Annotated in this window: 19 protein-coding genes; 12 read left to right on the top strand and 7 right to left on the bottom strand. The window is 69.4% G+C overall.

Annotated elements, in window-relative coordinates; all coding sequences use genetic code 11:
• Positions 1-137: 137 nt before the first annotated feature.
• From AB0I53_RS37525 to solA, 3 genes are read right to left on the bottom strand one after another with little or no spacing between them, the layout of a single operon-like run.
• Positions 138-1,499 carry a sodium:glutamate symporter gene (locus AB0I53_RS37525; RefSeq protein WP_358613721.1) on the bottom strand — a complete coding sequence of 454 codons (1,362 nt, stop codon included), beginning with the start codon at positions 1,497-1,499 and terminating at the stop codon, positions 138-140.
• Positions 1,500-1,537: 38 nt separating this feature from the next.
• A complete protein-coding gene (locus AB0I53_RS37520) occupies positions 1,538-2,467 on the bottom strand; it encodes a LysR substrate-binding domain-containing protein (RefSeq protein ID WP_358613719.1) in 930 nt (309 codons plus the stop codon).
• Between the two features lies 1 nt (position 2,468).
• On the bottom strand, positions 2,469-3,593 hold the full coding sequence (gene solA, locus AB0I53_RS37515; RefSeq protein WP_358613717.1) for an N-methyl-L-tryptophan oxidase: 1,125 nt from the start codon (positions 3,591-3,593) through the stop codon (positions 2,469-2,471).
• A gap of 195 nt (positions 3,594-3,788) precedes the next feature.
• Here solA and AB0I53_RS37510 point away from each other — a divergent pair, with 195 nt between their 5' ends.
• From AB0I53_RS37510 to AB0I53_RS37490, 5 genes are all read left to right on the top strand, one after another.
• Entirely contained in the window at positions 3,789-4,526 is a 738-nt protein-coding gene (locus AB0I53_RS37510; protein WP_358613716.1) for a GntR family transcriptional regulator, read from the top strand.
• 267 nt (positions 4,527-4,793) lie between these two features.
• Positions 4,794-5,138, top strand: a complete 345-nt coding sequence (locus AB0I53_RS37505; protein ID WP_358613714.1) for a hypothetical protein — start codon at positions 4,794-4,796, stop codon at positions 5,136-5,138.
• Positions 5,139-5,244: 106 nt separating this feature from the next.
• Positions 5,245-6,501, top strand: a complete 1,257-nt coding sequence (locus AB0I53_RS37500; RefSeq protein WP_358613712.1) for an MFS transporter — start codon at positions 5,245-5,247, stop codon at positions 6,499-6,501.
• Between the two features lie 13 nt (positions 6,502-6,514).
• Positions 6,515-8,566 (top strand): hydantoinase/oxoprolinase family protein, encoded by a 2,052-nt coding sequence (locus AB0I53_RS37495; protein WP_358613710.1) that lies wholly within the window; start codon positions 6,515-6,517, stop codon positions 8,564-8,566.
• Entirely contained in the window at positions 8,563-10,155 is a 1,593-nt protein-coding gene (locus AB0I53_RS37490) for a hydantoinase B/oxoprolinase family protein (protein ID WP_358613708.1), read from the top strand. The genes AB0I53_RS37495 and AB0I53_RS37490 overlap by 4 nt, the downstream gene beginning before the upstream one ends.
• 92 nt (positions 10,156-10,247) lie before the next feature.
• On the opposite strand, the gene AB0I53_RS37485 is transcribed toward AB0I53_RS37490, so the two are convergent.
• Complete coding sequence (locus AB0I53_RS37485) at positions 10,248-10,955, bottom strand: GntR family transcriptional regulator (protein ID WP_358613706.1); 708 nt, start codon at positions 10,953-10,955, stop codon at positions 10,248-10,250.
• A gap of 89 nt (positions 10,956-11,044) precedes the next feature.
• Here AB0I53_RS37485 and pruA point away from each other — a divergent pair, with 89 nt between their 5' ends.
• Both pruA and AB0I53_RS37475 read left to right on the top strand, forming a co-directional pair.
• Entirely contained in the window at positions 11,045-12,685 is a 1,641-nt protein-coding gene (pruA, locus tag AB0I53_RS37480; protein WP_358613704.1) for an L-glutamate gamma-semialdehyde dehydrogenase, read from the top strand.
• A gap of 361 nt (positions 12,686-13,046) precedes the next feature.
• Complete coding sequence (locus AB0I53_RS37475; RefSeq protein WP_358613702.1) at positions 13,047-13,601, top strand: HutD family protein; 555 nt, start codon at positions 13,047-13,049, stop codon at positions 13,599-13,601.
• A 168-nt stretch (positions 13,602-13,769) separates the two neighbouring features.
• On the opposite strand, the gene AB0I53_RS37470 is transcribed toward AB0I53_RS37475, so the two are convergent.
• A complete protein-coding gene (locus AB0I53_RS37470; protein ID WP_358613700.1) occupies positions 13,770-14,579 on the bottom strand; it encodes a GntR family transcriptional regulator in 810 nt (269 codons plus the stop codon).
• Positions 14,580-14,798: 219 nt separating this feature from the next.
• Between AB0I53_RS37470 and AB0I53_RS37465 the strand changes: the two genes are divergently transcribed.
• The 4 genes from AB0I53_RS37465 (at position 14,799) to AB0I53_RS37450 (ending at position 20,745) form a co-directional block, all read left to right on the top strand.
• Positions 14,799-15,710, top strand: a complete 912-nt coding sequence (locus AB0I53_RS37465; RefSeq protein ID WP_358613698.1) for a proline dehydrogenase family protein — start codon at positions 14,799-14,801, stop codon at positions 15,708-15,710.
• 163 nt (positions 15,711-15,873) lie between these two features.
• Entirely contained in the window at positions 15,874-17,232 is a 1,359-nt protein-coding gene (locus tag AB0I53_RS37460; RefSeq protein WP_358613696.1) for an MFS transporter, read from the top strand.
• A gap of 72 nt (positions 17,233-17,304) precedes the next feature.
• Complete coding sequence (locus AB0I53_RS37455; protein WP_358613694.1) at positions 17,305-17,436, top strand: hypothetical protein; 132 nt, start codon at positions 17,305-17,307, stop codon at positions 17,434-17,436.
• Positions 17,437-17,991: 555 nt separating this feature from the next.
• Complete coding sequence (locus AB0I53_RS37450; protein ID WP_358613692.1) at positions 17,992-20,745, top strand: EAL domain-containing protein; 2,754 nt, start codon at positions 17,992-17,994, stop codon at positions 20,743-20,745.
• Between the two features lie 173 nt (positions 20,746-20,918).
• Here the strand turns inward: AB0I53_RS37450 and AB0I53_RS37445 are convergent, their stop codons facing one another.
• Complete coding sequence (locus tag AB0I53_RS37445) at positions 20,919-21,821, bottom strand: serine hydrolase (protein ID WP_358613690.1); 903 nt, start codon at positions 21,819-21,821, stop codon at positions 20,919-20,921.
• Positions 21,822-21,823: 2 nt separating this feature from the next.
• Positions 21,824-22,690, bottom strand: coding sequence for a LysR family transcriptional regulator (locus tag AB0I53_RS37440; RefSeq protein WP_358613688.1), 867 nt, complete (start codon positions 22,688-22,690; stop codon positions 21,824-21,826).
• A gap of 87 nt (positions 22,691-22,777) precedes the next feature.
• On the opposite strand from AB0I53_RS37440, the gene bla reads away from it, so the two are divergent.
• A complete protein-coding gene (gene bla / locus AB0I53_RS37435; protein WP_358613686.1) occupies positions 22,778-23,680 on the top strand; it encodes a class A beta-lactamase in 903 nt (300 codons plus the stop codon).
• Positions 23,681-23,814: the final 134 nt, after the last annotated feature.

Here is a 23,814-nt window from a genome sequence, read left to right as displayed (position 1 = left end):
CATCTGTCGCAAGAGGAAGGATCAACCAAGGGCTTCATCCATGATCAACCGGGGCCGCAACACCAGCACCCGAGGTTAAACAACAAGCTATAGCACAGGTGCGGGCCGGGGTGCCGCGCACGGCATCCCGGCCGACGTCACCTGGTCGGTTCTGACGTGCGGTTCCCGGTGCCGGCCGGCGCGCGCCGGATGAACACGAGAGGCAGGGCCAGGGCCAATACCGCGATACCGCCCCAGATTCCGGCGATGGCCCAGCCCGCGCCCGCGAGCGCGAGCACCGGGGTGAACGTCACCGCCGTCACCTCGACCGGGAGCAACGGCAGGTAGGCGATGGCGAAGTCCTCCAGCGTCCGGGAGCGCAGCCGCGGGTCGATGATGCGCAGCAACGCGAGCCCGGTCGACACCGAACCGGTCGCCCAGCCCCAGGTGAAGATCTGCTTCTCGAACCACGCGTCGCCGAGCATTCGCGGTGCGACACCGAGGCCGAGCAGCAGGCACAGCGCCAGCCCGACGACGAACAGGACGAGCAGCGGCAGCCAGTAGTCGGCGACGAAGCTCGGCACGATCGAGGCGATGCCGCAGACCACGAGCACGTCGGTGGCGCTGCCCGAGATCGACTTGAGCGACTCGGAGTCGACGAGGCGGCGCGTCCGGGTGGCCGACAGCAGGCCGCGCACGACCAGTCCGACCACGAACGCGATCGAGAACAGCGGGAACGACACCGCAGGGAAGACCTCGCCGAGGAGCGTGTTGACGCCGTAGGCCGCCGCGGAGATCACCAGGACGATCGAGGTCTGGAAGCTCAGCGACTCGATGGAACCGCCCGAGAAGGTGTGCGTGCCGATCGCCGGCCGCTCCTCGTCCGAGCGGTAGACCCCGCTGCGGAGGTGCTCGGGCAACGCGTTCAGTCCCTTGAATTCCTTGGCGTACCCGCGTTTCGCGCCGATCTTGGCCTGGATGATGCCGCCGACGATGCCGACGAGCAGTCCGACGGTCGCGGACGTGAAGGCCAGCGACTGCGCTTCGGTCCAGCCGCCCTCCCCGAAGACCGTGCCCATCGCCGCGGCCGAGCCGAACCCGCCGGCCCATCCGGCGAACAGCAGCAGGCCGAACCCGTCGTGCGTACCGAACAGCGGGCCGAGCACCAGCAGGCCGAGCACGACGCCGACGACGATCTGGGCCGCGTAGAACAGAACGCCGTAACTCGCGAACCCGGCCACCGAGCGACCGAGCCGACGGAGGTCGACGTCGTCGGTCAAGGCGAGGCAGGCGAACACGACGACGATGAGCACCGACGAGTACGCGCCGAGCTGCTTGGAGAACGGCAGCAGGCCGAGTCCCTCGGGGCCGAGCACGAGCCCGAGCACGCCGGCGGTCACGCTGGCCGGGACCATCAAGGTCTGGAGCGGTCGGAGGATCGCACGCAGTGCGGCTCCGACCACGAGGAGAAGGCCGATCAGGCCGGCGTCGACGAGCAGCGACCAGGCTGAGTAATCCACGGGACTCCTACGGTGTTGATGCGATGCCTTCCGGAGGCCTATTCGGCGTCGGGGGCGGTGGGTTGGTCGGCGCTGCCGCGAGCGGGTTCGTCCCCGCCGAAACCGAGCGCCTGCTGGGCGGATCGGAAAGCGCGCTCGACGACCGGCAGCAGCCCGAGCGGATCCCCGCCGGCGACCCGCGCACGCAGCGGCGAGCGCGTGGTCGTGCCGGGAAGGGGCAGGAAGCGCACGCCCGGCCAGGGCGTGAGCCCGAGGATCTCGGAGACGATCGCCACGCCGTGCCCGGCCGAGACCAGGCCCAGCATCGCCTGCTCGCTCTGCACGTGGGCCACCGGTTCGGCGGAGAACCCGGCTTCGGCGCAGGCCGCGGCGATCGCGTCGAAGGCGACCGGGGCGCGGTCCCGGTCGAACAGCACGATCCGCTCGGCGGCGACGGAGCGCAGGGACGCGGTGCCGGCCTCGGCCAGCGGATGATCGAGCGGAACCGCCAGCAGGAGCCGTTCGTCGGCGAGCACGATGTGGTCCGGGGAGTCGTCCGCCCACTCCCGGAGGATGGCCAGGTCGATGCGCCCGGCCGCGAGGGCCTGCCGCTGCTCGGAGCTGCCGAGGTCGACCACCACGGGATCCCACTCCGCCAGTTCCGGCAGCAGTGCCGGGAGCAGGGCGGGGAACGCGGAGGTCACCGCGGCGATCCGGACCGGGGTGCGGCCCGCCTCCCCACGCACCAGCGTCTTGGTCTCCGCCGCCCGCCGGAGCAGGAAGATCGCCTCCGGGTAGAGGACGTCTGCGGCGGAGGTCGGCCACACGGAGCGGCTGGTCCGCTCGAACAACCGCACCCCGAGTTCGTGCTCCAGGTTGGCGATCGCCTGGCTCACCGGTGGTTGCACGGTGTGCAGGCGTCGCGCCGCGGCGGTGAAGCTGCGTTCCTCGTACACGGCCACGAAGTGGCGCAGCAGCCGGAATTCCACATCAGCCCCCGAACCGGTCCGGGGAGAACCGCGAGATGTCGTGCTGCTGCGGGAGTCCCAGGGCCAGGCGGGCCGCGATCTCACCGAACGCGGGCGCGAGCTTGAAGCCGTGGCCGGAGAGCCCCGCGACGACCGCCACACCGGGCTGGACCGTCCCGATCACGGCTCGCCGGTCCGGGGTGTAGGCGTCCATGTGGACCGAGTGCCGGCTTGGGTGCGCCGGCAAGTCCGGGACCAGGGCGTGGACCTCGCCGCCGACCCCGGCCAGGGCGCTCGGTTCCAGGAAGCGGGTCAGCCGGGCGGCATCGTCGATCGAGCCCCAGGCGTCGGCCCAGCCCGCCTTCACCAAGGCGCCGTCCACGCTCGGGATGCCGAACAGGTGGACGTCCCCGAGGTCGCGGATGAAGCCGGGGAAGACCTCCGGCGCGTACTGCGCCGGGTTCTCCGGGGCGAACCAGGTCAGCACGAGGGGACGGATGTCGAGCAGCTCCCGCAGTTCCGGCAGCAGCTGCGACGCCCAGGCCCCTGCGGTGACGACGACGTGCTTGGCGGTGCGGACACCTCGCGCAGTCGAGACCCGCACGCCACCGGGGACCGCCTCGATCCCGGTGACCGGGGCGTCGTCGATCAGCTCCGCCCCCGCCTTCCGCGCCCGGCGCAGCGCTTCCTGCACCGCGGACTCGGGCCGCAGCACACCACCTAGCCGGTCGAGAACGCCGATCTCATCGGTGATCGACCCGTGCTGGGGAAACCGGCTCCGCAACTCGGCCGCGTCGAGCACCTCGTGCGGAATGCCGTGCTGCTGCACGGAGGCGAGCACGTTGCGCATCGGCGCGATCGTCGGAGCGCCGATCGACAGCACTCCCGACGGGTGGAACAGGGTCCGCCGGCCGCCCTGCTCCAGTTCCTGCCAGAGATCGCGGGCCTGGAGCAGCATCGGAACGTACTCGGGGCTCTCGTGGTACCCGGTGCGGAACAACCGCGACTCGCCCGCGTAACCCCCGGCGTCGTGCCCGAGCGCGTGCCGCTCCACGCCGACGACCCGCGCGCCGTGGACCTCGGCGAGGCGCCAACTGGTCATCGCCCCCACGCTGCCGAGCCCCACCACAACGACGTCTGCATCCATGGACGGGGATTCTCAACTCCCCCGGCGAGCTCCTGCAATACCTCGTCGATATGAAAAGGCTGTAAAGCCATAGCCGATCTTTATGGATCGGCCCGCCCGGCCGTCGAAGGACATGTTCGAATTCCACTAGTATTCAAACCTGGAGCAGTCGCGGCGAACCGCTGAGTCGCTGCCCGCCGGCGGAAAGGTGTACCCGTGCCCAAGCGCGATCGTTCCGTCATGGACCAGGCGCACAAGGAGCTCAAGCGCAAGATCGTCACGTTGCAGGCCCGCCCCGGCGAGCGCCTGGACGACATCGGCTTGGCCGAAGAACTCGGCCTGAGCCGGACGCCGGTGCGCGAGGCGCTGTTCCGCCTGAGCTCGGAAGGCCTGGTCAACGTCGGCCCCAAGGGCGGCTTCACGGTGCGCCCCCTCGACCTGGTGGACATCGCCGAGCTCTTCGAGGCCCACATCGTCGTGGCGCGGGCAACCGCGCGGCTGCTGGCGGCCCGGGCCACCGAGGGCAACATCGAGGAGCTGGCGAGGGCGAACGCCGAGGTCAACGAGGCGATCAAGGCAGGCTCCCCGGCGGCGATCTCGGCGGCGAACGCGCACCTGCACCGGCTGGAAGCGCTGCATGCGAGGAACGAGCACCTCCGCAGCCTGGCGTGGCCCATCCACGATCAAGGCCAGCGCCTCGCGTACCTGAGTTTCGGCGGGGACGCCGGACTCGCCGCGGACCTCGCCGCGCACTTCAAGCGCACCTGCAAGGACCACGAGGAAATGCTGGCGGCGGTGCGCGATCACGACGCGGACGCGGCCGAGCAGATCGCCGCCAGGCACGTCCACTTGTTCCGGGACAGGGTCGTGGAGTTCCTCCAGGCCCGGGCGGTGGACGGCATCGAACTCGCGGACGAGCTGCCCGCCGCCCCGCTGGTGCCGCACGACTCCTGAACCGGCTGCTGCCCGGTTCCCAGCCGAAGACCCCGCGTCGCCCCAGGTGACGCGGGGTCTTGTGCTCGAGGCCACGTCCGGGTAGTTTTCGTATACGGATCGAATTCCAAATGAGCGGACGGGTGGTCCGAACCCGGAGCGGCCTTCGAGCCCGTCGCCAGTGGCCCGCTCACGACTCCGGTCGGCTGGCGAAGTCCGCGATCTCCAGAGGGCGCGAGCGTTCCAGGCCCGCCCGACGATCGAGCTGACGCGAAAGGGTGGTCAGCGATGGAAGACCTCTGCACGGTGCCGCGCGGTGTCCGACCCGACAGTGACGGCGTCCGTTCCGCGCTCGCCGGTGCCGGCATCGACTCGTTCTCGTACGTGGCCAACGGCGCCCTGAACCACGTCTTCCTGCATCGTCGACGCGGGTCGAAGCTGTCCGTTGTCGCGTGCAACACGTCGCGGCGCCTGAGCGAGGTCGTCGGCGACACCATGCCGTGGCTCACGGTGCGCAGGATCGCGGCTGATGCCGAGCTTTCTCCTTCGGCAGCAAGGAATCCCGCCACTCCCGGCGAGACCACGAGCACGCCGGATGGCATGGCCGAGGACCTACGGAGCCACCACCCGTGATCCGTCCACATCGGACCGGACAGCGCTTCCGCCGCGGCGGTCGCCGGGCCTCGTGGCCGCTCCGATGCTCAGAAGAGGTTGGGAACTCCAGAGATCGGAGCTCGTCATGACCACAGCCCAGGCCGACACACCGACCAGATCGGATTCCGATGCACGGCGTGCCGTAGCCGCCGCCGGCATCGGATGGGGTCTGGACGGCTTGACCTGGACCATGTACTCCTTCGCACTGACCGTGCTCCTGCCGGTGCTGGGCATCTCGACCGTCCTAGCGGGCTGGGTCACGGCGCTGAGCATCGTGGCGTCCGCGATCGGTGGCGTGGTGTGCGGCGTGCTCGCCGACCGCTTCGGGCGCGTGCGAGTGCTGACCTGGGTGATCATCGGCTACAGCGTGTTCACCGCGTTGACCGCGACGGCGCAGGATTTTCCGCAGTTCCTGACCTGGCGGGTGCTGGAGGGCGTGGCCTTCGGCGGCGAGTGGGCGGTCGGCGCAGCCCTGGTCGCCGAGTACACCCAGGCGGCTCGCCGTGGCCGCGTCTTGGCGTTCGTGCAGAGCTGCTACGCCATCGGATGGGCCGTCTCCACCGCGACCTATCTCTTGGTGTTCTCGTTGCTGCCGCCCGAGTTCGCCTGGCGGGTGCTCTTCGCGATCGGCGTGCTGCCCGCCGCGGTGGCGTTCGTCATCCGCCGGACCACGCGCGACCGCGTCGATCTCACCGCCATCACGCCCGTGCAGCACAACCGGTTCGCGGCGCTGTTCACCCGCGGCCAGCTCCGGATCACCCTGCTCTCGACGTTGCTCGGCATCTGCATCCAGGGCATCTACTACTCGGTGTTCGTCTTCCTGCCGCTGTTCCTTAAGACCGAGCGCGGCCTTTCGGTCGTCGGTACCGCGAGCTACACCTGGATCGTGATCGTCGGCTCGTTCGCCGGGTACCTGGCTTCCGGGTTCGTCCACGACGCGATCGGACGCCGGCCCACCTTCGCGCTGTTCTTCCTCGGCTCGGTGGCGAGCATCGGCTTGTTCGTGTTCTCCCCCATCGCCCGTCCCGAGATCGGCTACGTCATCAGCTTCGTGCTGGGGTTCTTCGCCTCCGGGCAGGCCGGCGGCATGGGCGCGTACCTCGCGGAGCTGTTCCCGACCACCTCCCGCGCCTCCGGGCAGGCCTTCGCCTACAACGTCGGACGCGGTCTCGCGGCGTTCGGGCCGTTGTCCGTGGGCGCGCTGGGCACCGCGATCGGGTTGGGAACCGCGGTGTTCTGGGTCGGCGTCATCGCGGCCGTGCTCGGGTTCGTCGCCTTGGCCCTGCTGCCCGAGACCCGCAACCGAAACATCCTGGCCGACGCGGTCGACCGGCAGAATTGATCGAGGAGTTCTGATGCCCCTTCCCACGCCGAAGGAAGAGCGCGGTTACCGAGTGGCCATCGACACCGGTGGCACGTTCACCGATATCGCGGTGAACCGGCCGGACGGCTCGGTCTTCGTGTGGAAAGTCCCGTCCACTCCGCACGCTCCGGACGAAGCGGTGATCGCGGGCCTCACCGAAGCGCTGGCCAAGGTAGCCGGTCATCCAGGTGAAGTCGCGCGTTTCGTCCACGGCACAACGGTTGCCACCAACACCGTGATCACCGGCACCGGTGCACGCGTCGGCCTGGTGACCACCGACGGATTCCGGGACCTGCTGGCGATCGGCTACCAGACCCGCCCTTCCCTATACGACCAGACGGCACGCCGCCCGCGTCCCCTGGCCCCCGCCGAGTTGACCTGGGAAGTGCGCGAACGGCTCGCGGCGGACGGCTCGGAACTCGTGCCCGTGGACCGGCGCCACCTGGACGAGGTGATTTCCCGGATCCGCGCGGCCGAACCCGACGTCGTGGTCGTCTCCCTGCTCAACGCTTATGCCAACCCGGCGCACGAGCAGGAGATCGTCGGGGCGCTCCGCGAGGCCGGCGTGGCGCGCTCGGTGTTCGCCGCCACCTCGGTCACAGCGGAAATGCGTGAGTACGAACGCACGTCGACAGCGGTGCTCAACGGCTACGTGCAGCCGAAGATCGCCGGCTACGTCGACCGCCTCGACAAGCAGCTGTCGCAGGTCGGTGTTCCGGCGCGACTCTGGGTGATGCAGTCCAACGGCGGTCTGCTCGGTTCGCGCGTGGCGCAGGACCAGAGCGTCCGCACCGTCCTTTCCGGACTCGCCGGCGGCGTGGTCGGCGCGGCGCGGTGGGCCCGGCAGCTCGATCTGCCTTCCGTGGTCAGCTTCGACATCGGCGGCACGAGCACCGACATCGCGCTGATCCGCAACGGTGTGCCGGATGAGATGACCGCGGGTGAGATCGAGGGATATCCGCTGCGCATGCCCATGGTGGACGTGCACACCATCGGGGCTGGGGGCGGTTCCATCGCATGGCGAGACTCCGGCGATGGCCTGCGGGTCGGGCCGCACAGCGCAGGCGCTCGGCCAGGGCCCGTGTGCTACGGCCACGCCGGCATCGACGTCACCGTCACCGATGCCCACGCACTCCTCGGCCGCCTCGGCGACAGCCTGCTCGATGGGCGCCTACCGCTGGATCTGGCGACCGCGGAGCTACGACTCGCGGGCTTCGCGCGGGACGTGGGTCTCGGTGCTACCGAGACGGCGGCCGGTGTCTTGCGCGTCATCAACGCGACCATGGGCCGCGGCATCCGCAAGGTCAGCGTCGAACGCGGAGTGGATCTGCGCCAGTGCACGCTGATGGCCTTCGGCGGAGCCGGACCGCTGCACGCCGCGGAGCTCATCCGCGAGCTGGGCATGCGTGCCGCGGTCGTCCCACCGCACCCGGGAATCGCCTCGGCGGTCGGCATGCTGGACACGCCGGTGCGACACGACTTCGCCATCACCGTGTCGGCGACGAACGCCTCCGAACTGCCGTCCGTGTCCGCCGCGTTGGACTCCCTAGCGGCTCAAGCTCAGGGTTTCCTGGCTGAAGGCGAAGGTGTCAGCGCGGCCGATGCCGTGTTCGAGCGCGCCGTGGACGCCCGCTACCTCGGGCAGAGCTACGAACTCCGCACCGCCTGGACGGACGATTTCGCCGAACTGCGCCGAACTTTCGACACCATCCACGAGGAGCGCTACGGGTTCTGCGACCCCGACGCGGCACTGGAGATCGTGACCGCGCGTGTCACGGTCACCGCGGGCTGGCAAGAACAACGCGTCGAGCCGGAACTCGCCACCGGCGACGTTCCCGAACCGGTCGGGAAGCGCCGCGCGTACTTCGACGGCCAGTGGCACGACACCCCCGTGTACCGCAGGGAGCAGTTGCCGGCGCGCGTCAGCCTCGCCGGACCGCTCGTCCTGCAACAGCTCGACTCCACCACGGTTGTCTCCCCAGGGCAGGCGTGCTGGCACGACGAGCGCGGATTCCTGCACATCCACCCGGAGGAAGCCCGATGACGCAGCACCTCGCCCTGGATCCCGCCGATCTGGAGATCGCCCGCAACCGCCTGGAATCCATCGCCGAGGAGGTCGGCACCGCGCTCATCCGCACGTCCTACTCCCCCAACATCAAGGATCGGCGCGACTGCTCCGCCGGCGTCTACCGTCCCGACGGCGAACTGATCGCCCAGGCCGAGCACATCCCGCTGCACCTGGGCCTGATGCCCACCCTGATCCGCAACACCCTGGCCGAGGTCGGCGTCGACTCCCTGGCCCCGGGTGATGTCGTCATCACCAACAACCCCTACCTGGGCGGATCGCACCTGCCGGACACGTGCCTGATCACCCCGATCCACGTCGACGGCGAGGTCATCGCGGTCGTCGCCAACATGGCCCACCACGTCGACGTCGGCGGGCTCGCCCCAGGCTCCATGGCCACCCACGCCACCGAGATCTTCCAGGAAGGCATTCGGATTCCGCCGCTGCGCCTGATCAAGCGGGGCGAGATCCAGCAGGACCTCCTCGACCTGCTGCTGACCAACGTCCGCACCGCCGACAAGACTCGCGGTGACCTCATGGCCCAGGTCGCGGCCAACAGCCTCGGCGCCCGGCGCATCCAGGAACTCGTCGAGGACTGGGGCGTGGCGCGGTTCCGCGCGGCAGGCCAGGCGCTGATCGACTACGCCGAGCGCCGCACCCGCGCGGCGCTGCGTGCGATGCCCGACGGTTGCGCGCGGTTCGTGGACTACCTGGAGCACACCGGAGTCCGGGAGGACGATGTGCCCATCGTCGCCACGGTGAGCAAGCGGGGCGACGAGCTCGTGGTCGATCTGACCGAGTGCGCGGACCAGGTCGAAGGAGCGGTGAACTGCTCTTACGCGATCGCGGAGGCGTGTGCGGCGTACGCGGTGAAGGCGCTGGCAGATCCGACGCTGCCCTCCAACGAAGGGCTCATGCGCCCGGTCACGGTGCGCACTCGCCCGGGAAGTGTGGTCGCGGCGCAGTATCCGGCGCCGGTGTCCAACGGCAACACGCAGACCGCCCAGCGCATCGTCGACGTCCTGCTCGGCGCGTTCGAGCAGTTCGTTCCCGACCGCGTCCCGGCGGCCTCCAGCGGCAGCATGAGCATCGTGACGATCGGCGGCCACGATCCCGAAACCCGACGCTACTTCTCGTACGTGGAAACCTATGGTGGCGGCCAAGGTGCGCTGCCGGGCATGGACGGCGCGGACGCCGTGCACACGCACATGACCAACACCAGGAACACCCCGTGCGAAGTCATCGAGCGCGAATATCCGCTTCGGGTCAAGCGCTACGCCATCGCGCACGGGACCGGCGGAGCCGGGCGGTTCAACGGCGGCAGCGGGCTCGTGCGGGAGCTGGAAGTGACCGCGGGGAAGGTGTCAGCGGTGGTGGCCACCGCACGGGTAACCCGGCGCCCGTGGGGGCTGCACGGCGGCCAACCCGGATCTCCGGCGCAGGTCCACGTCGTCCGCGACGGCAGCGCGCAGCAGCTGTCCGCGATGAACCGCCTCGACCTGCAGCAGGGTGAATCGCTGAGCATCCAAACCGCGGGCGGCGGCGGATACGGGCAGCGCGAAGACTGATGCTGCGCCCTCGGCTCCAGATCCCGGGGCCGAGGGCACAACTGTAAGAGCGGGGATCCGCAGCTGGCCCGGATCTCGGACCGTCCCGGGGTTCAGTGGGCGAGCAGCGCCCGGACGCTGTTGGAGAAGTCGCGCAGGTGCGCCTGGGCACCGGCTCTGGCGGCGTCGGCGTCTCCTCGGACGATGGCCGCGACCACCTCCGCCTGGTCGCAGCCGGCCGACGGCTGGTCCGCGACCCGCCGGAGCCCGTAGTGCCAGATCCGCATGGCGAGGTTGGCGTACTGGTTCAGGTTCGCCTCGAGGAACGGGTTGTGGGCCGCCGCGTAGATCGCGCGGTGGATCGCGCCGTCCACCTCGATGTACGAGGTCGAGCCGTGGTCGGCGGACGGGTGGGAGCCGACGAGATCGGCCAGGCGGGACAGCTCCTCGCGCTCCGCGGCGGTGGCCCGCACCGCCGCCAGGGCCGCGGCGAGCCCTTCGAGGTCCTCTCGGACCTCGGTCAGCCAGAGCTCGTCGCTGACCGAGATCTCGGCGGCGAAGGTTCCCCGGCGCGGGTAGGTCACCACGAGCCGCTCGAGCGTCAGCCGTTTGATCGCGTCCCGCACCGGTGTCAGACCGACATCCAGCGACGCGCTCAGGCGCTTCTCGTCCAGCGGCTCGCCCGGCTCGATCCGCAGCGCGACGAGATCGTCGCGCAACTGCTCGTAGGCGCGGTCGACCAGCCGCACCGGCCGGTCGACAGCGCCCGGGCGGACGGGGGCCGCGGTGGCGATGTCGTTCGCTTCGAGGTGTTGACCCACGCAGGCAGCATACCTACTCTTCACACTGAAATTTTAGAACAACTTCAGTTGGAAGCCTCTCTTCCGACGAGAGCCTCGAGGAGGCGTCCATGGCTTCGCACGGTGTCAACGTGGCGGGAAACCCTCGCGTACCGGAGCCGGTCAACGAGCAGGCGCGGGACTACGCGCCCGGGTCACCCGAGGCCGTCCGGCTGCTCCAGGAGGTCGACCGGGTCCGCGGCCAGGTGCGCGACCTGCCGAACGTGATCGCAGGCGAGCGCCACGAGCTCGGCGAAACCGCCGACGTCATCGCGCCGCACGACCGCTCCCTGCACCTCGGCCGGATCCCGGTCGCCCGCGAGGAGCAGGTCAACGCCGCGATCGAAGCGGCGCTGGCCGCCCGGCACGACTGGTCGCGGACGGCGTGGTGGGACCGGGCGTCGGTCTTCCTGCGTGCCGCCGAGCTGGTCAACGGCAAGTACCGCGACGAGCTGCTGGCCACCACGATGCTCGGCCAGTCCAAGACGTTCCACCAGGCCGAGATCGACATCAACGAGCTGGTGGACTTCTTCCGGTACAACGTCCACCTGGCCTCGCAGATCTACCAGAACCAGCCGTTCTCGGTGACCGGTGTCCGCAACACCATGGACCACCGCCCGCTGGAGGGCTTCGTCCTCGTCCTCACCCCGTTCAACTTCACCGCGATCGCCGGCAACCTGCCCGCCACCCCGGCGCTGATGGGCAACGTGGTGGTCTGGAAGCCCTCGGAGAAGTCCGCGCTAAGCAGCGAGGTCGTCATGCGGGTGTTCGAGGAGGCCGGTCTCCCGCCCGGTGTGATCAACCTCGTGCACGGCGACGGCGGCCTGGTCACCGCGACCGCGCAGGCCAGCGAGCACCTGGCAGGTATCAGCTTCACCGGCTCCACGACCGTGTTCCGCAACATCTGGCGCAGCACGGCGCAGAACATCGACACCTACCGCAGCTACCCGCGGTTGGTCGGCGAAACCGGCGGCAAGAACGCGGTCCTGGCGCACCCCAGCGCCGATCCGCAGGCGCTCCTGGTCGCCCTGGTGCGCGGCGCGTTCGAGTACCAGGGCCAGAAGTGCTCGGCCGCCTCACGCACCTACATCCCGCGCAGCCTGTGGAAGCAGCTGGAGGCGCCGCTGCTGGAGACCACCGCCGGCCTGCAGGTCGGCGACGTCGTCGACCACAAGACGTTCGTCGGCGCGGTGATCGACCGCAACGCGGTGGACCGCTTGCAGGGCGCGATCGACCGGGCGAAGGCCGATACCGGCCACGAGATCCTGGTCGGCGGCACCACTTCGACCGAGCGCGGCTGGTTCGTCGACCCGACGATCGTCCGGACCGACGACCCGACGGCGTTCAGCATGTCGGAGGAGCTGTTCGGCCCGTTCCTGAGCGTCCACGTCTACGACGACGCCGAGTGGGAACGCACCCTCGACCTGGTCGACGGCACCAGCCAGTACGCGCTGACCTGCTCGGTGTTCGCGAACGACCGGGCCGCGATCACCACCGCGCTGGACCGGCTGCGCGACACCGCCGGGATGACCTACGTCAACGACAAGCCCACCGGCGCCACCATGGGCCAGCAGTCCTTCGGCGGTGGCCGCGGCTCGGGCACCAACGACAAGACCGGCTCGGTGCTCGCCCTGCAGCGCTGGGTCAGCGGCCGGTTCATCAAGGAGAACATGGTCCCCGACCTGGACTGGACCTACCCGTACATGGGGTGAGAACCTCTGGCCGGCACTCCCGAGCCGCACGTCGAGCGGGCTGATGACAACGCCTCTTCCCCGGTGACGCCCTGCTGGCGTCACCGGGGCCCCGCACGGGGTCCGAAACGACGGCCCCTACCCGGCCGAGTTCCGCGTCATCCGCGGTCCGGCCGGGACCGGGCTGGACTGGACGCCGTTCGGGGTCGGCCGGGCCGCAGCAGCGGCCGCCGAAAGGCCCGACACCGGCCCGTGAGCCCGTCGTGAAAAGCCAGAACCGGGCTCGGGCCGATCTCTCTGGAGGGAGAGCGATGTTGAGCGTTGATAGTCCACCGTCATCACCACCACCGACGCCGCGATTGATGGAACCTGATCGGTCCGCATGATCATCATCGATTCGGCGGACACCACGCCGCAGCCGTGGCGCAACGGCAGAGGGACGACCCGAGAGCTTTGGGCGGAGCCAGCCGGGGCAGATGTCCAGTGGCGGCTGAGTCTGGCCGACCTCACCGAGGACGGGCCTTTCTCCCGTTTCGACGGCGTCGAGCGTGTTTTCACACCGGTCGACGGCGGAGGCTTCGAGCTCACCGTCGACGGCCGGCCGCATCCTGCGGACCGGCACCGGCCGATCCGGTTCCCGGGCGAGGCGGCAGTCACGGTGCGCGGGCTGGCCGAGCCGGCCAGGGCGCTCAACCTGATGACAGCGCGTGGCCACTGCGGTGGCACGGTCCACGTGCGGCGGTACGACGGCGACATCACCTGGCGCGGCGGTGTCCGCTCACTGTTCCTGGTGGAGGGCCGGCTGACGATCGGCGAGGCCGAGTTGCCGCGTTTGGGCGTCGTGGTCGCCACCGATGCAGCGTTGACCGGAGTGGCCGAAGACGCCCTGATCGCCGAGGTCCGCATCTTCTGCGATGCACCGCGAGGAGCAGCATGACCCCGACACTCGGCAGCCGGTTCGGCGTGGCAGCGGCCACGAGGTGACCGTGCCGGCGCGATCCACTGCTGTGAACCACGAGGAATCAGGCCCGGGGAGCCCGACCCCACCGCCCACCCGGGCCTGGGCCGGCGAAATGCGGTGATCTTCCGCGCGCTCGGCGGAGCTTCAGCCCTGGCCGGCCGACCGCGCGGATTCCACGTCGCTCGGGTCGACGCCGAGATGGCGCTCGATGCGCTCGCTGGCGCTGACCATCGACTCGTCGGTGATGTCGGCGACGGCCTGGGCGTCGTGCGCCCTCACGGCCTCGACCAGTCGCGGCTGGAACGACCACAGCGACCGGTCGTCCTCCTCGATCGCCTTGCGGGCACCGACGATCTTGTACACCCGGCAGCGTTCCCAGAGCCCCTGGATGACGTCGAGCAGGACCGTGTTGCCGCCGGCCGCGTAGAGCTCGGTCAGCAGAGCTTCGTCGGCGTCCAGGGCACCCACGACGTCTTCCTCGGCAACCGAGGCGGTGATCGCCGCGCAGTGCATCTCCATCATGGCCGCGGTCGACTCGGTGGCGTGCGGAGCGCCCAGCCGGGCCGCGTCGACCTCCAGCAGCCGGCGAACGTGGTAAATCTGGCGCAATTCCTCCAGGGTGAGCCCGCGGACCACTGCGCCTTTGTGCGGGATGCTCTCGGCGAGACCTGCCTCTTCCAGTCGGCGGATCGCCTCTCGGACGGGCATCACGCTCGTACCGAGCTGGGCGGCGATGTCCCGGATCCGCAACCGGTGCCCCGCGGGCATGCCGCCGTTCATGATCTCTTCGCGGATGGCGGTGAAGACCCGGTCCGTCAGCAGGGACGAGCTTTCGAGCTTCGACATCGCCATGACCGCCAATAATAAACGCCGATAACCGCCGCCGACCGGCGTCATCCGCGACAGCACGGGTCGGCGCGCCTCGACCTGCCGCGTCCGGACGGCCGAACGCACTCGTCCGAGCAGTCCGGCTCCGCCGTGCTGCGTCGAAGTTGCGAACGATCAAGAACGATCGACATCTGTTCGAACATTGTGTGATCTGTGATCACATCTTACAGTGTGAGCGCACAGGATGGACCGCAACGACGCATCCATCGCACGGACCGGCGTCGGTCCCTCCACTCTGTCCCAGCTGCGCCGCACATCCGCGCTCGCGACATGTGAGGGAAGAAAATGATCAAAAAGCTGCTGCTCCTGGCCGCGGAGAACAAACGCCTCGAAGACCGCGTGAGCCGCAACCCGCTCACGAAGGGCCTCGTCTCCCGGTACGTCGCCGGGACCACCTTGAACGAGGCCATCGCCGTCGCTCGGGCCCTCAACGCCAAGGGCATCGACGTCAGCCTCGACCTGCTCGGCGAGACCGTGAGCGAGTTGCGGGAGTCCGCCGCGGCGACGAACGCCTATGTGGACACCATTCACGCCATCGCCGAGCGGGCTCCCGGAGCGACGGTGTCGGTCAAACTCTCGCAGCTCGGCGTGGGTTTGGACCGGAGCGTCTGCGCGGGACACCTGAAGCAGATGCTCGAGGTCGCCGACCAGTCCGGGGTCACGGTCGAAGTGGACATGGAGCACAGCTCCGTCGGTCCGCAGACGCTGGAGACATACCGGTCGTTCCTGCCGTCGTTCCCGAACACCCGGGTCGCCCAGCAGGCGGCACTGCGCCGCTGTCAGGACGACCTGAACTCCTTCACCGACGTCAAACCCCGCATCCGGCTGGTGAAGGGCGCCTACCGGGAGAGCATCGACAAGGCCATCTGCGACGCCGGCGAGGTCACCGCCCAGTTCCTGCACCTCACCGAGTGGGCGCTGCGCAACCTGCCGGATCCCGCGTTCGGCACCCACGACGACGCCTGCATCGACCACGTGAAGGCGGTTGCCGACCGGCTGGGAATCGACCGCCGCGACTTCGAGTTCCAGATGCTCTACGGGGTCCGCCGCAACCTCCAGGAGAAGCTGGCCGCCGAGGGCTACCGGGTCCGCGTCTACGTCCCGTTCGGCAGCCAGTGGTACCCGTACCTGATGCGGCGGATGGCCGAGCGCCCCGCCAACCTCCTGCTCTTCCTGCGCTCGCTGATCGGCGGCTGAGCACCGCCTCGGGTCCCGGCCGTCGGCGACGACACCGGCCGGGGCGTTCTTCCCACGGGGCCACCGCCGCGGCGTCGAGCGGCCGCGCCCCCCGATGAACCCGGTGATGCGACACCTCCCTGGGCGGACCGCGTCTCCGCGCCCATTCCGAGAGGACTCGACCATGCCCCAACACGTTCTCGACGACGCCCCGCTCTCGTCGTTCCACAAACGGCTGGCGCTTTTCTCCTCCGGTGGCCCGTTCCTCGACGGATACGTGCTGTCGATCATCGGCGTGGCCATGGTGCAGGCAACGCCGGCGCTCGGCCTGACCGCGTCCCAGGAGGGCCTGGTCGGCGCCTCCGCGCTGATCGGGATCTTCCTCGGCGCATTCCTCGGCGGCTGGCTGACCGACATCTTCGGCCGGCACCTGCTGTTCACCATCGACCTGATCGCGATCATCGTCTGCTCGGTCGCGCAGTTCTTCGTCACCGACGCGTTCTGGCTGATCGTGATTCGCCTGCTGATCGGTGTGGCGGTCGGCGCGGACTACCCGATCGCGACTTCGCTGCTGGCCGAGTTCTCACCGCGCAAGTACCGCGGCCCGCTGCTCGGCGCATTCGTGACGATGTGGTTCGTCGGCGCCGCCGTGGCCTACGTCGTCGGCGAATTCCTGCTCGCCTACGACGACGGCTGGCGCTGGATGCTGGCCAGCGCCGCGCTCCCCGGCTTGATCATCGTGCTTTCCCGGATCGGCACTCCGGAATCCCCGCGCTGGCTGCTGAAGAAGGGCCGCGAGGACGAGGCCAACGCCGTGCTGGTGAAGGTCTTCGGCCCCGGCGCTTCGGTCGCCGACCTGGACGAGGAGGTCCACGAGAACCTCGACATCCGCGCGCTGATCCGATCCGGCTACGGCAAGCGGATGCTGTTCATCAGCCTGTTCTGGACCTGCTCGGTGGTGCCGCTGTTCGCCATCTACGCCTTCGGCCCGAAGATCCTCGGCGCGCTCATGCTCGAGGACGGCGCGGACACCATCGGCTCCGCGGTCATCACGATCATGTTCCTGGTCGGCTGCCTGGTCTCGCTGTTCGCGGTGAACCGGATGGGCCGCCGCCCGCTGATCATCCACAGCTTCCTCTGGGCCGGGCTGGCCATGCTGTTCCTCGGGTTCTTCCCCGAGGCCCCGGTCTGGGTCGTACTGGCCTTGTTCCTGGGCTACGCGTTGTTCATCGGCGGCTCGCAGATCCTGCAGTGGATCTACCCGAACGAGCTGTTCCCGACCGAGATCCGCGGTTCCGCGGTCGGCCTGGCCTCCTCGCTGAGCCGGATCGGCGCCGCGGTGGGCACCTACCTGGTCCCGATCTCGCTGAGCGGCCTGGGCATCGGCCCGACCATGATCATCGGTGCGGTCATCACCCTGCTCGGGGCGCTCGTCTCGGTGGCCTGGGCTCCCGAGACCCGCAACATGACCCTGGAGCAGTCCGCGTCTCTCGGCTCGCCCGCGCCCGCGCCCGCGAAGGCCGCGGTCACCGACGCCGCCTGACCCAACCTCCGGAACGGCCCGGCACCTCGCCTGCGCCAGGTGACGACGAGAACCGAGAGGAGAGCCGCCACCATGAACCAGCCCTGCATCGCGATCGGCGAGGCAGCGGAGATCGAGCGCGACGACGAGTCGCACATCGTTCGCGGGCTCGACCAGTCGCTCGGCCCTGGAAGTTCTGAGCGGGCACGGGTCGGATCAGCTTGATACCTGAGGACCTCCGGGTTCGGCGTGGATCGTCACCACGCACCGAGCCCGGAGGTCCTCGCGTTTCCACGGAAGCGGCAAGCGGCTGCAACACAAGGAAAACTCGTCACATCGAACGTCCACTGAGGTCAGTGCTGAACATTTTCCACCGGGTCGTGACCACACCTTCCCCATCGACCTCGAGGCAGATCAGCAGCGAGACAGCAGGCATAACTCGATCGCCGTCGACGCCGGCTGATCGAAATCCACAGCACTCGGAACGCAATTCGATCCGGAAAATTGCAGCGAACATGAGAGCTATTCAATTTGAGACGACTCGCAACTCCGCTCGGATTGCACCCCGCTCCCTGCCGTCACATGCAGACCACGGTTTTCGCTGAACACAGCGTCAATCAAGAAACTTAATCGGTCAAGTTCGACCTTGAACGAACTCGGCTTGAAAAGTACGCCGGAACACGTCTAGAAATGACGACACACCATGAAGGACTGCCCGAGCAAAGCGGGTAGCCCAATCGGGCAGATTTCCCCAACCTTTCCTGGTGGTTCCGGAGGACCATGACCGAGCGGCATGATGCCGATGGGTTCGCGGCGGTTGATCGCGAGCTCCTGGACGCGGTTTGGTCGTTGAACGAGGCAGTCCCGTGGTCGTTCAGCTTCGCCCGTGACCAGCCGACGTGGGCGGCCGGCCTGGGCGCTCTGCTGGGCCAGCCCGACGCGACCTGCGACGACCTCCGCGCCCGGCTGATCGAGCTCATCCGCCCCCTGATCGCGACCGCGCGCTCGGCCCCGGCCGGGGAGGTCCTCGGGCACGAACAGCGTTGCACCACGGCGACCGGGGAAGAGCGGCTGCTTCGTTCCTGCGCCCGCATGGTCGGAGACGCCCGCACCGGTCACCTGCTCGGAATCACCACCGATATCACGCAGGTGCAGGAGGACCGGCGGGCGATGACCGACCTGGCCGCCCGTTACCAGCTCTTCGTCGAGCGCAGTCCGGATGCGATCTGGGTTCACCAAGACCGAACGGTCGTCTACGCCAACCCCGCTACCGCGCGCATGCTCGCGGCTGAGTCCAGCGCGCAGATCGTCGGTCACCCGATCACCGACTTCATCGCCGGGCACGCGCTTCCGGCCGTCCAGGAACGGCTCGCGGCGCTGACCACCCCGGGCACGGCCGCGATGCCGGCGGAGGTCGCGATGCGGCGTTTCGACGGCAGCACCATTCCGGTCGAATCGGTGGCGGTGCGCATCAACTGGGCGGGCCGACCCGCGTTCCAGATCATCCAGCGGGACGTCACGGCCCACCAGACCGCCGAGGTCGCGCTGCACCACCAGGCCGCGCTGGTCCAGCACGTCAGCGACGCGATCATCGCCACCACCCGGGACGGGGTGGTGACCAGTTGGAACCGGGCGGCAGCGACCATCTACGGGCTGCCCGCCGAGCGGGCCGTCGGCCAGCACATCGGTGCGGTGGTCGGCGCGCCGCTGGATCCCGCGGCGCTGCTGGCCGCTGGTGGCGTCACCGAAGCGCGACACCTGCGCACCGACGGATCCGCACTGGCAATCCGCATCTCCGCTGCGGAAATGCCATCCGGCTTCGTCCTGGTGTGCGCCGACGAGACAGCGAGCCGGCGGGCCGAGCAGGACTACGCCACCGTCGTGAACGCGCTGAACGAAGGCGTGGTCGTGGCCGACGCGAAGGGATTCGTCCTAACGGCGAATCCCGCGGCGGAGCACATTCTCGGCACCACCCGGGCGGAGGTGGTCGGCTCGCAGCTCGGAGACTGGCTGCTGTTCGACGAGACCGAGGAACCGATCCCACTCGACGCTCGTCCGTCGACGCAAACCCACCGCACCGGAGCCCCGCAGAACGCCCGAGTGCTCGGCATCCGACGAGGCGATGGACGCAGCGTGTGGCTCGCGGTGACCTCGCGATCGCTCACGCCGGACAACGACGCGCCGCACCCGATCGTCCTCTCGTTCACCGACATCACCGAGTCCCGCGCCATTCGGGAGCGGTTGGAGTGGGAGGCCACGCACGACCCGCTGACCGGCCTGGCCAACCGCACCCTGGTGCTCCGGCACCTCGAGTCCGCATTGCGATCCACCCACCGGGCGCAACCCACCGGGGTGCTGTTCATCGACCTGGACGAGTTCAAGGTCATCAACGACTCGCTGGGCCACGGTGTCGGCGACGAGGTGCTGCGCGTCGTGGGAGAGCGGCTGCGGCAGCTGGTGCGCGAGGGCGAAGTGGTCGGCCGGCTCGGTGGCGACGAGTTCGTCGTCGTCGCTCACGACGAGGACGATCGCACGAAGCTCCGCTTGCTCGCCGACGAGCTGCGTCGCAGCCTCGCCGATCCGATCGGCGTGGAGGGCAGGAGACTGCACGTCGATGCCAGCATCGGGATCGTGCTGGCACCGCCCGGTGATCCCAGGACCGCCTCGGACGTGCTCCGCGACGCCGATGTCGCCATGTACCACGCCAAAACGCTCGGCCGCGGCCGAACCGCGTTCTTCGACGTGCAACTGCGTGAACGCATGCAACGCCACCTCCTCCTGCAGCAAGACCTCCGCGAGGCGGCGCAGAAGGACCAACTCTGGATGGCCTACCAGCCCATCATCGACATGGGCACCGGACAGACGGTCGCAGTGGAGGGATTGCTGCGGTGGACGCATCCGTTGTACGGCACGGTATCGCCCGCGGAGTTCATCCCGTTGGCCGAGGAAAGCGACGTCATCCACGACATCGGCGCCCACATGCTGCGCATGGCCAGCCGTGAACTCGCGGCCTACCGCGCCCGGCACCAGCTCGACCTCCGGCTCAAGGTGAACCTCTCCGCGCGGCAACTCGAGGACCCCTACCTGCACAACGACGTGCACGTCGCCCTTGTCGAAGCCGGGCTTCCTGCCAGCGCCGTCTGCCTCGAGGTCACCGAAAGCGCCCTCATGCACGACCCGACAGCGGCGGCGCAGGTGCTCAGCAACCTGCGCCGACTGGGAGTCAGGCTGGCCATCGACGATTTCGGGACCGGTTACTCCTCACTCGCCCAGCTCCAACGACTGCCCCTGGACACCCTCAAGATCGACCGGTCGTTCATCACCGGGATCGACGAGAATCCCGACGCCGAGGCCATCGTCAGCAGCATCATCGCCATGGCGCACGCGGTGAAGCTCACCGTCGTCGCGGAAGGTGTTGAAACCGCCGAACAACTCGACCTCCTCCGCCGCCTCGGCTGCGACCAGGCGCAAGGCTTCTACATCGGCAAACCCACCCCGGTCGAGCAACTCACCGGCAACCGCTGGACGCCGTAGGCGGCACGCACACCACAGCCGCCAAGCGGATTCGTGCTCCGATACGGCATCGAGGGGCTGCTCGTCGGCGTCCGGCCGTGCCCTGAGGTCTGACGAGGTGTGCAGGTCAGCGCTCTCCATCGCGGCCCAGAACCGGCTGGCATGCGGCGACTCTTCCAGCCGCCCGGGATCGCTCAGTACATCCGCAGCTGGTCGCGGAGGGTTCTTGCGACGTGGGCCATCAGTGCCTCCGCACCGGGTTGCATGACGGCCGGTACCCGGGACTCGGTGAGGGCGGCGACGGCGAACACCTGGCCGTCGGCGTGTTCGACGACTCCGACCTCGTGTCGCAGGTTGAGCAGCGTCCCGGTCTTCGACGACCACCGGGACGCGTCGGAGCTGAAATCGGGGGCCAGCCGATGCCGCAACACGTTGTAACCCATCAGCTCTCGGACCCGCGCGGCGACCGGGGACTGGATGGTCGTCGGCCGCCACAGGCCGGCCAGCAGGTCCACAAAGGACCGGGCGGACCCGGCGTTCGCGAGGCTGATGTCGAGCTGGGGCACCGGGTGCCCGCGGCCCGCCGTCGCACCGGCGATGGCCAGTGAGTGGGCGAGGTGTCCCTCCGCGGGCGTGAACCGCTCGGCCGGGGTGTCGGTGAGGTCCCGCATGAGGTGGCGGACCGCGATGCCGTCGTGGCCGAGCCGCCGCAACTCTGCGGTGACCGCGGCGGGTGGGGTGAGCGCGAACAGCGCGTCGGCCGCGGTGTTGTCGCTGATCGACATCGTGAGGTAGAGCAGGTCCTCCAGTGCGATGGTGGCGGGGTGCCGGAACCTGGCCAGCCCGGTCGGGCCCGGCACCGTCATCCGGCCCGGCCGCACCTCGACGGGCGTGGCCGGATCGAGCTCGCCCCGGACGACCCGTTCGAGCGTCGCGACCGCGAGCGGCACCTTGACCAGCGACGCGACCGGGTACACCAACTCGGCGTCGAGCCCGATCTCGTCGCCGCTGTCGAGGTCGCGGACGAGGAACGACCCGCGCAGGCCGCCGTCGTCCAGCTCCTCCCGAGCCTTCCGCAGAACCTTGGTCAGGCCCATCGCTAGCCTCCGAGACAGTGCTCGAGCACGGGCAGCGCACGGACCCGCTGGGCGTCGTCGCGCAGCCCGGCCGCGACGTCGTAGCCGCGGGCCAGCGCCACCTCGCCGACCGGCCGCCAGTGCAGGCCGAGTTCATCCGCCTGGCCACGGGAGCAGAGCAAGACGTCGGCAGAGCCGAGCACCTCGGCCGTCGCGGTGACGAGTGAGGCCGTGACGACCACCTGCGCGGGTTGCAGCCCGACGGCGTCGCGCAGCCGTGTGACGCGGTCACGGACGTGGGGCACGTCGTCCTCCGGTTGGATCCAGACCCGCCGTCGGGGCGTACTCCGTTCGGTGCGGCCGGCTCGCAGCGTTTCGAGGTAGATCGTCGTGGCGTCCCCAGGGTCGGCCCGGCTGGCGAGTCCCAACGGCACCCGCCAGACGCCCTCGTCGGGTGGCACCGCGACGAGCGCCGCCCGTACTTCGAGGGTGCGGGCGAGCTCCGCGCGCTCGCCTGGGTCGGCCGGGTACAGGTCAAGGTTCAGACCGTGCCGGCGGGCTTCGGCGACGAGCCCAGCCTGCAGCCGTGGCGCGCAGATCGCGGGCACCGCCAGCCGGAAGGGCCGCAACCTGGCGCGTTCCGCGTCGTGCTCCATCGTCTCCGCCAGCTCGACCAGGCGGCGGGCCGACGGCAGCATCTCCCGGCCGAACGGCGTCAGCGCGACGGTCCGCGAGGTCCGGTTGAACAGCCGGACCCCGAAGTGCTTCTCGAGCGCCGCGACCCGCCGGCTGGCGACGGACTGCGGGATCCGCGCCGCGGCGGCCCCGACCGTGAAGCTGCCGCAACCGCTGACGGCCACGAACGCCCTGCACGCCCCGACAAGATCCACAGTCGGAGAGTCTATGCCAAATCGGCATTGGTTCTGGCAGTTCTGTCTTGGACGGCATCCACGGTCGGCTGCGAAGCTCCCCCCGCCATGACACGACCGCACATCTCCCGCCGCGCCTTACTCGGCGCCGCGGCACTGCTACCGCTGGCCGGCTGTGCGACAACCCCGCCGTCCCGCCCCACCGACCCGCCGGCGACGTCCCCTCCTGCCCCGACCGACGGCCAACTCCTTGAGCTGGAACGAAAATTCGACGCACGCCTCGGCGTTTACGCACTCGCCACCGGCACCGGTACCGCCATCGCCCACCGGGCCGACGAACGGTTCGCGTTCTGCTCGACGTTCAAGGCACTGGCCACGGCGGCCGTCCTGCACCACAACCCGCTCTCGCATCTGGACACACTCGTCACCTACACCGAAGCCGATCTCATGAAGAGCTCGGCCATCACCAAGCAGCACCTGGCCACCGGGATGACGATCCGGCAGCTGTGTGACGCCGCGGTCCGCTACAGCGACGGCACCGCGGGCAACCTCCTGCTCCGCGACCTCGGCGGCCCGGCACAGCTGACGGCCTACACGCAGGGCCTCGGCGACACGGTGACCCGGATGGACCGGTTCGAGCCGACGATCACCGAAGCCACCCCCGGCGACCCCCGCGACACCACCTCTCCCCGGGCGATCGGCACCGACCTCCACCAGATCGTGCTCGGTGAAGCGCTGCCAACCGACAAGCGCGCCTTCCTCCGCGATCTGCTGGAACGCAACGTCACCGGTGCCAAGCGCATCCGCGCCGGCCTGCCGCAGGGGTGGACTGCGGCCGACAAGACCGGGACCGGTGACTACGGCACGGCCAACGACATCGCCGTCGTGTGGCCGCCGAACGCCGCGCCAGTCCTCATCTCGATCATGTCCAGCAAAACCGGCAAGGACGCCAAGTACGACGAGGCGCTCCTCGCCGAGGCCGCCGCCCACGTCGTGGACAGGCTTACCTGACGGGGCATTCGGTCGGCAGCGACGCGGCGATCCAGTACTCGCGCAGCTTCTTTCGCTTGCTCACGGCTGCTCCTGCCAGTTCGCTGAACCGCGCGGCCCGCCAGCCGTCGACGTTCGGCGCCGTCCTGCCGACC

Origin of the sequence: Saccharopolyspora sp. NPDC050389 (assembly GCF_040655595.1) — a bacterium.
Classification (GTDB): domain Bacteria; phylum Actinomycetota; class Actinomycetes; order Mycobacteriales; family Pseudonocardiaceae; genus Saccharopolyspora.
This window is presented reverse-complemented; position numbering and strand designations above follow the sequence as displayed.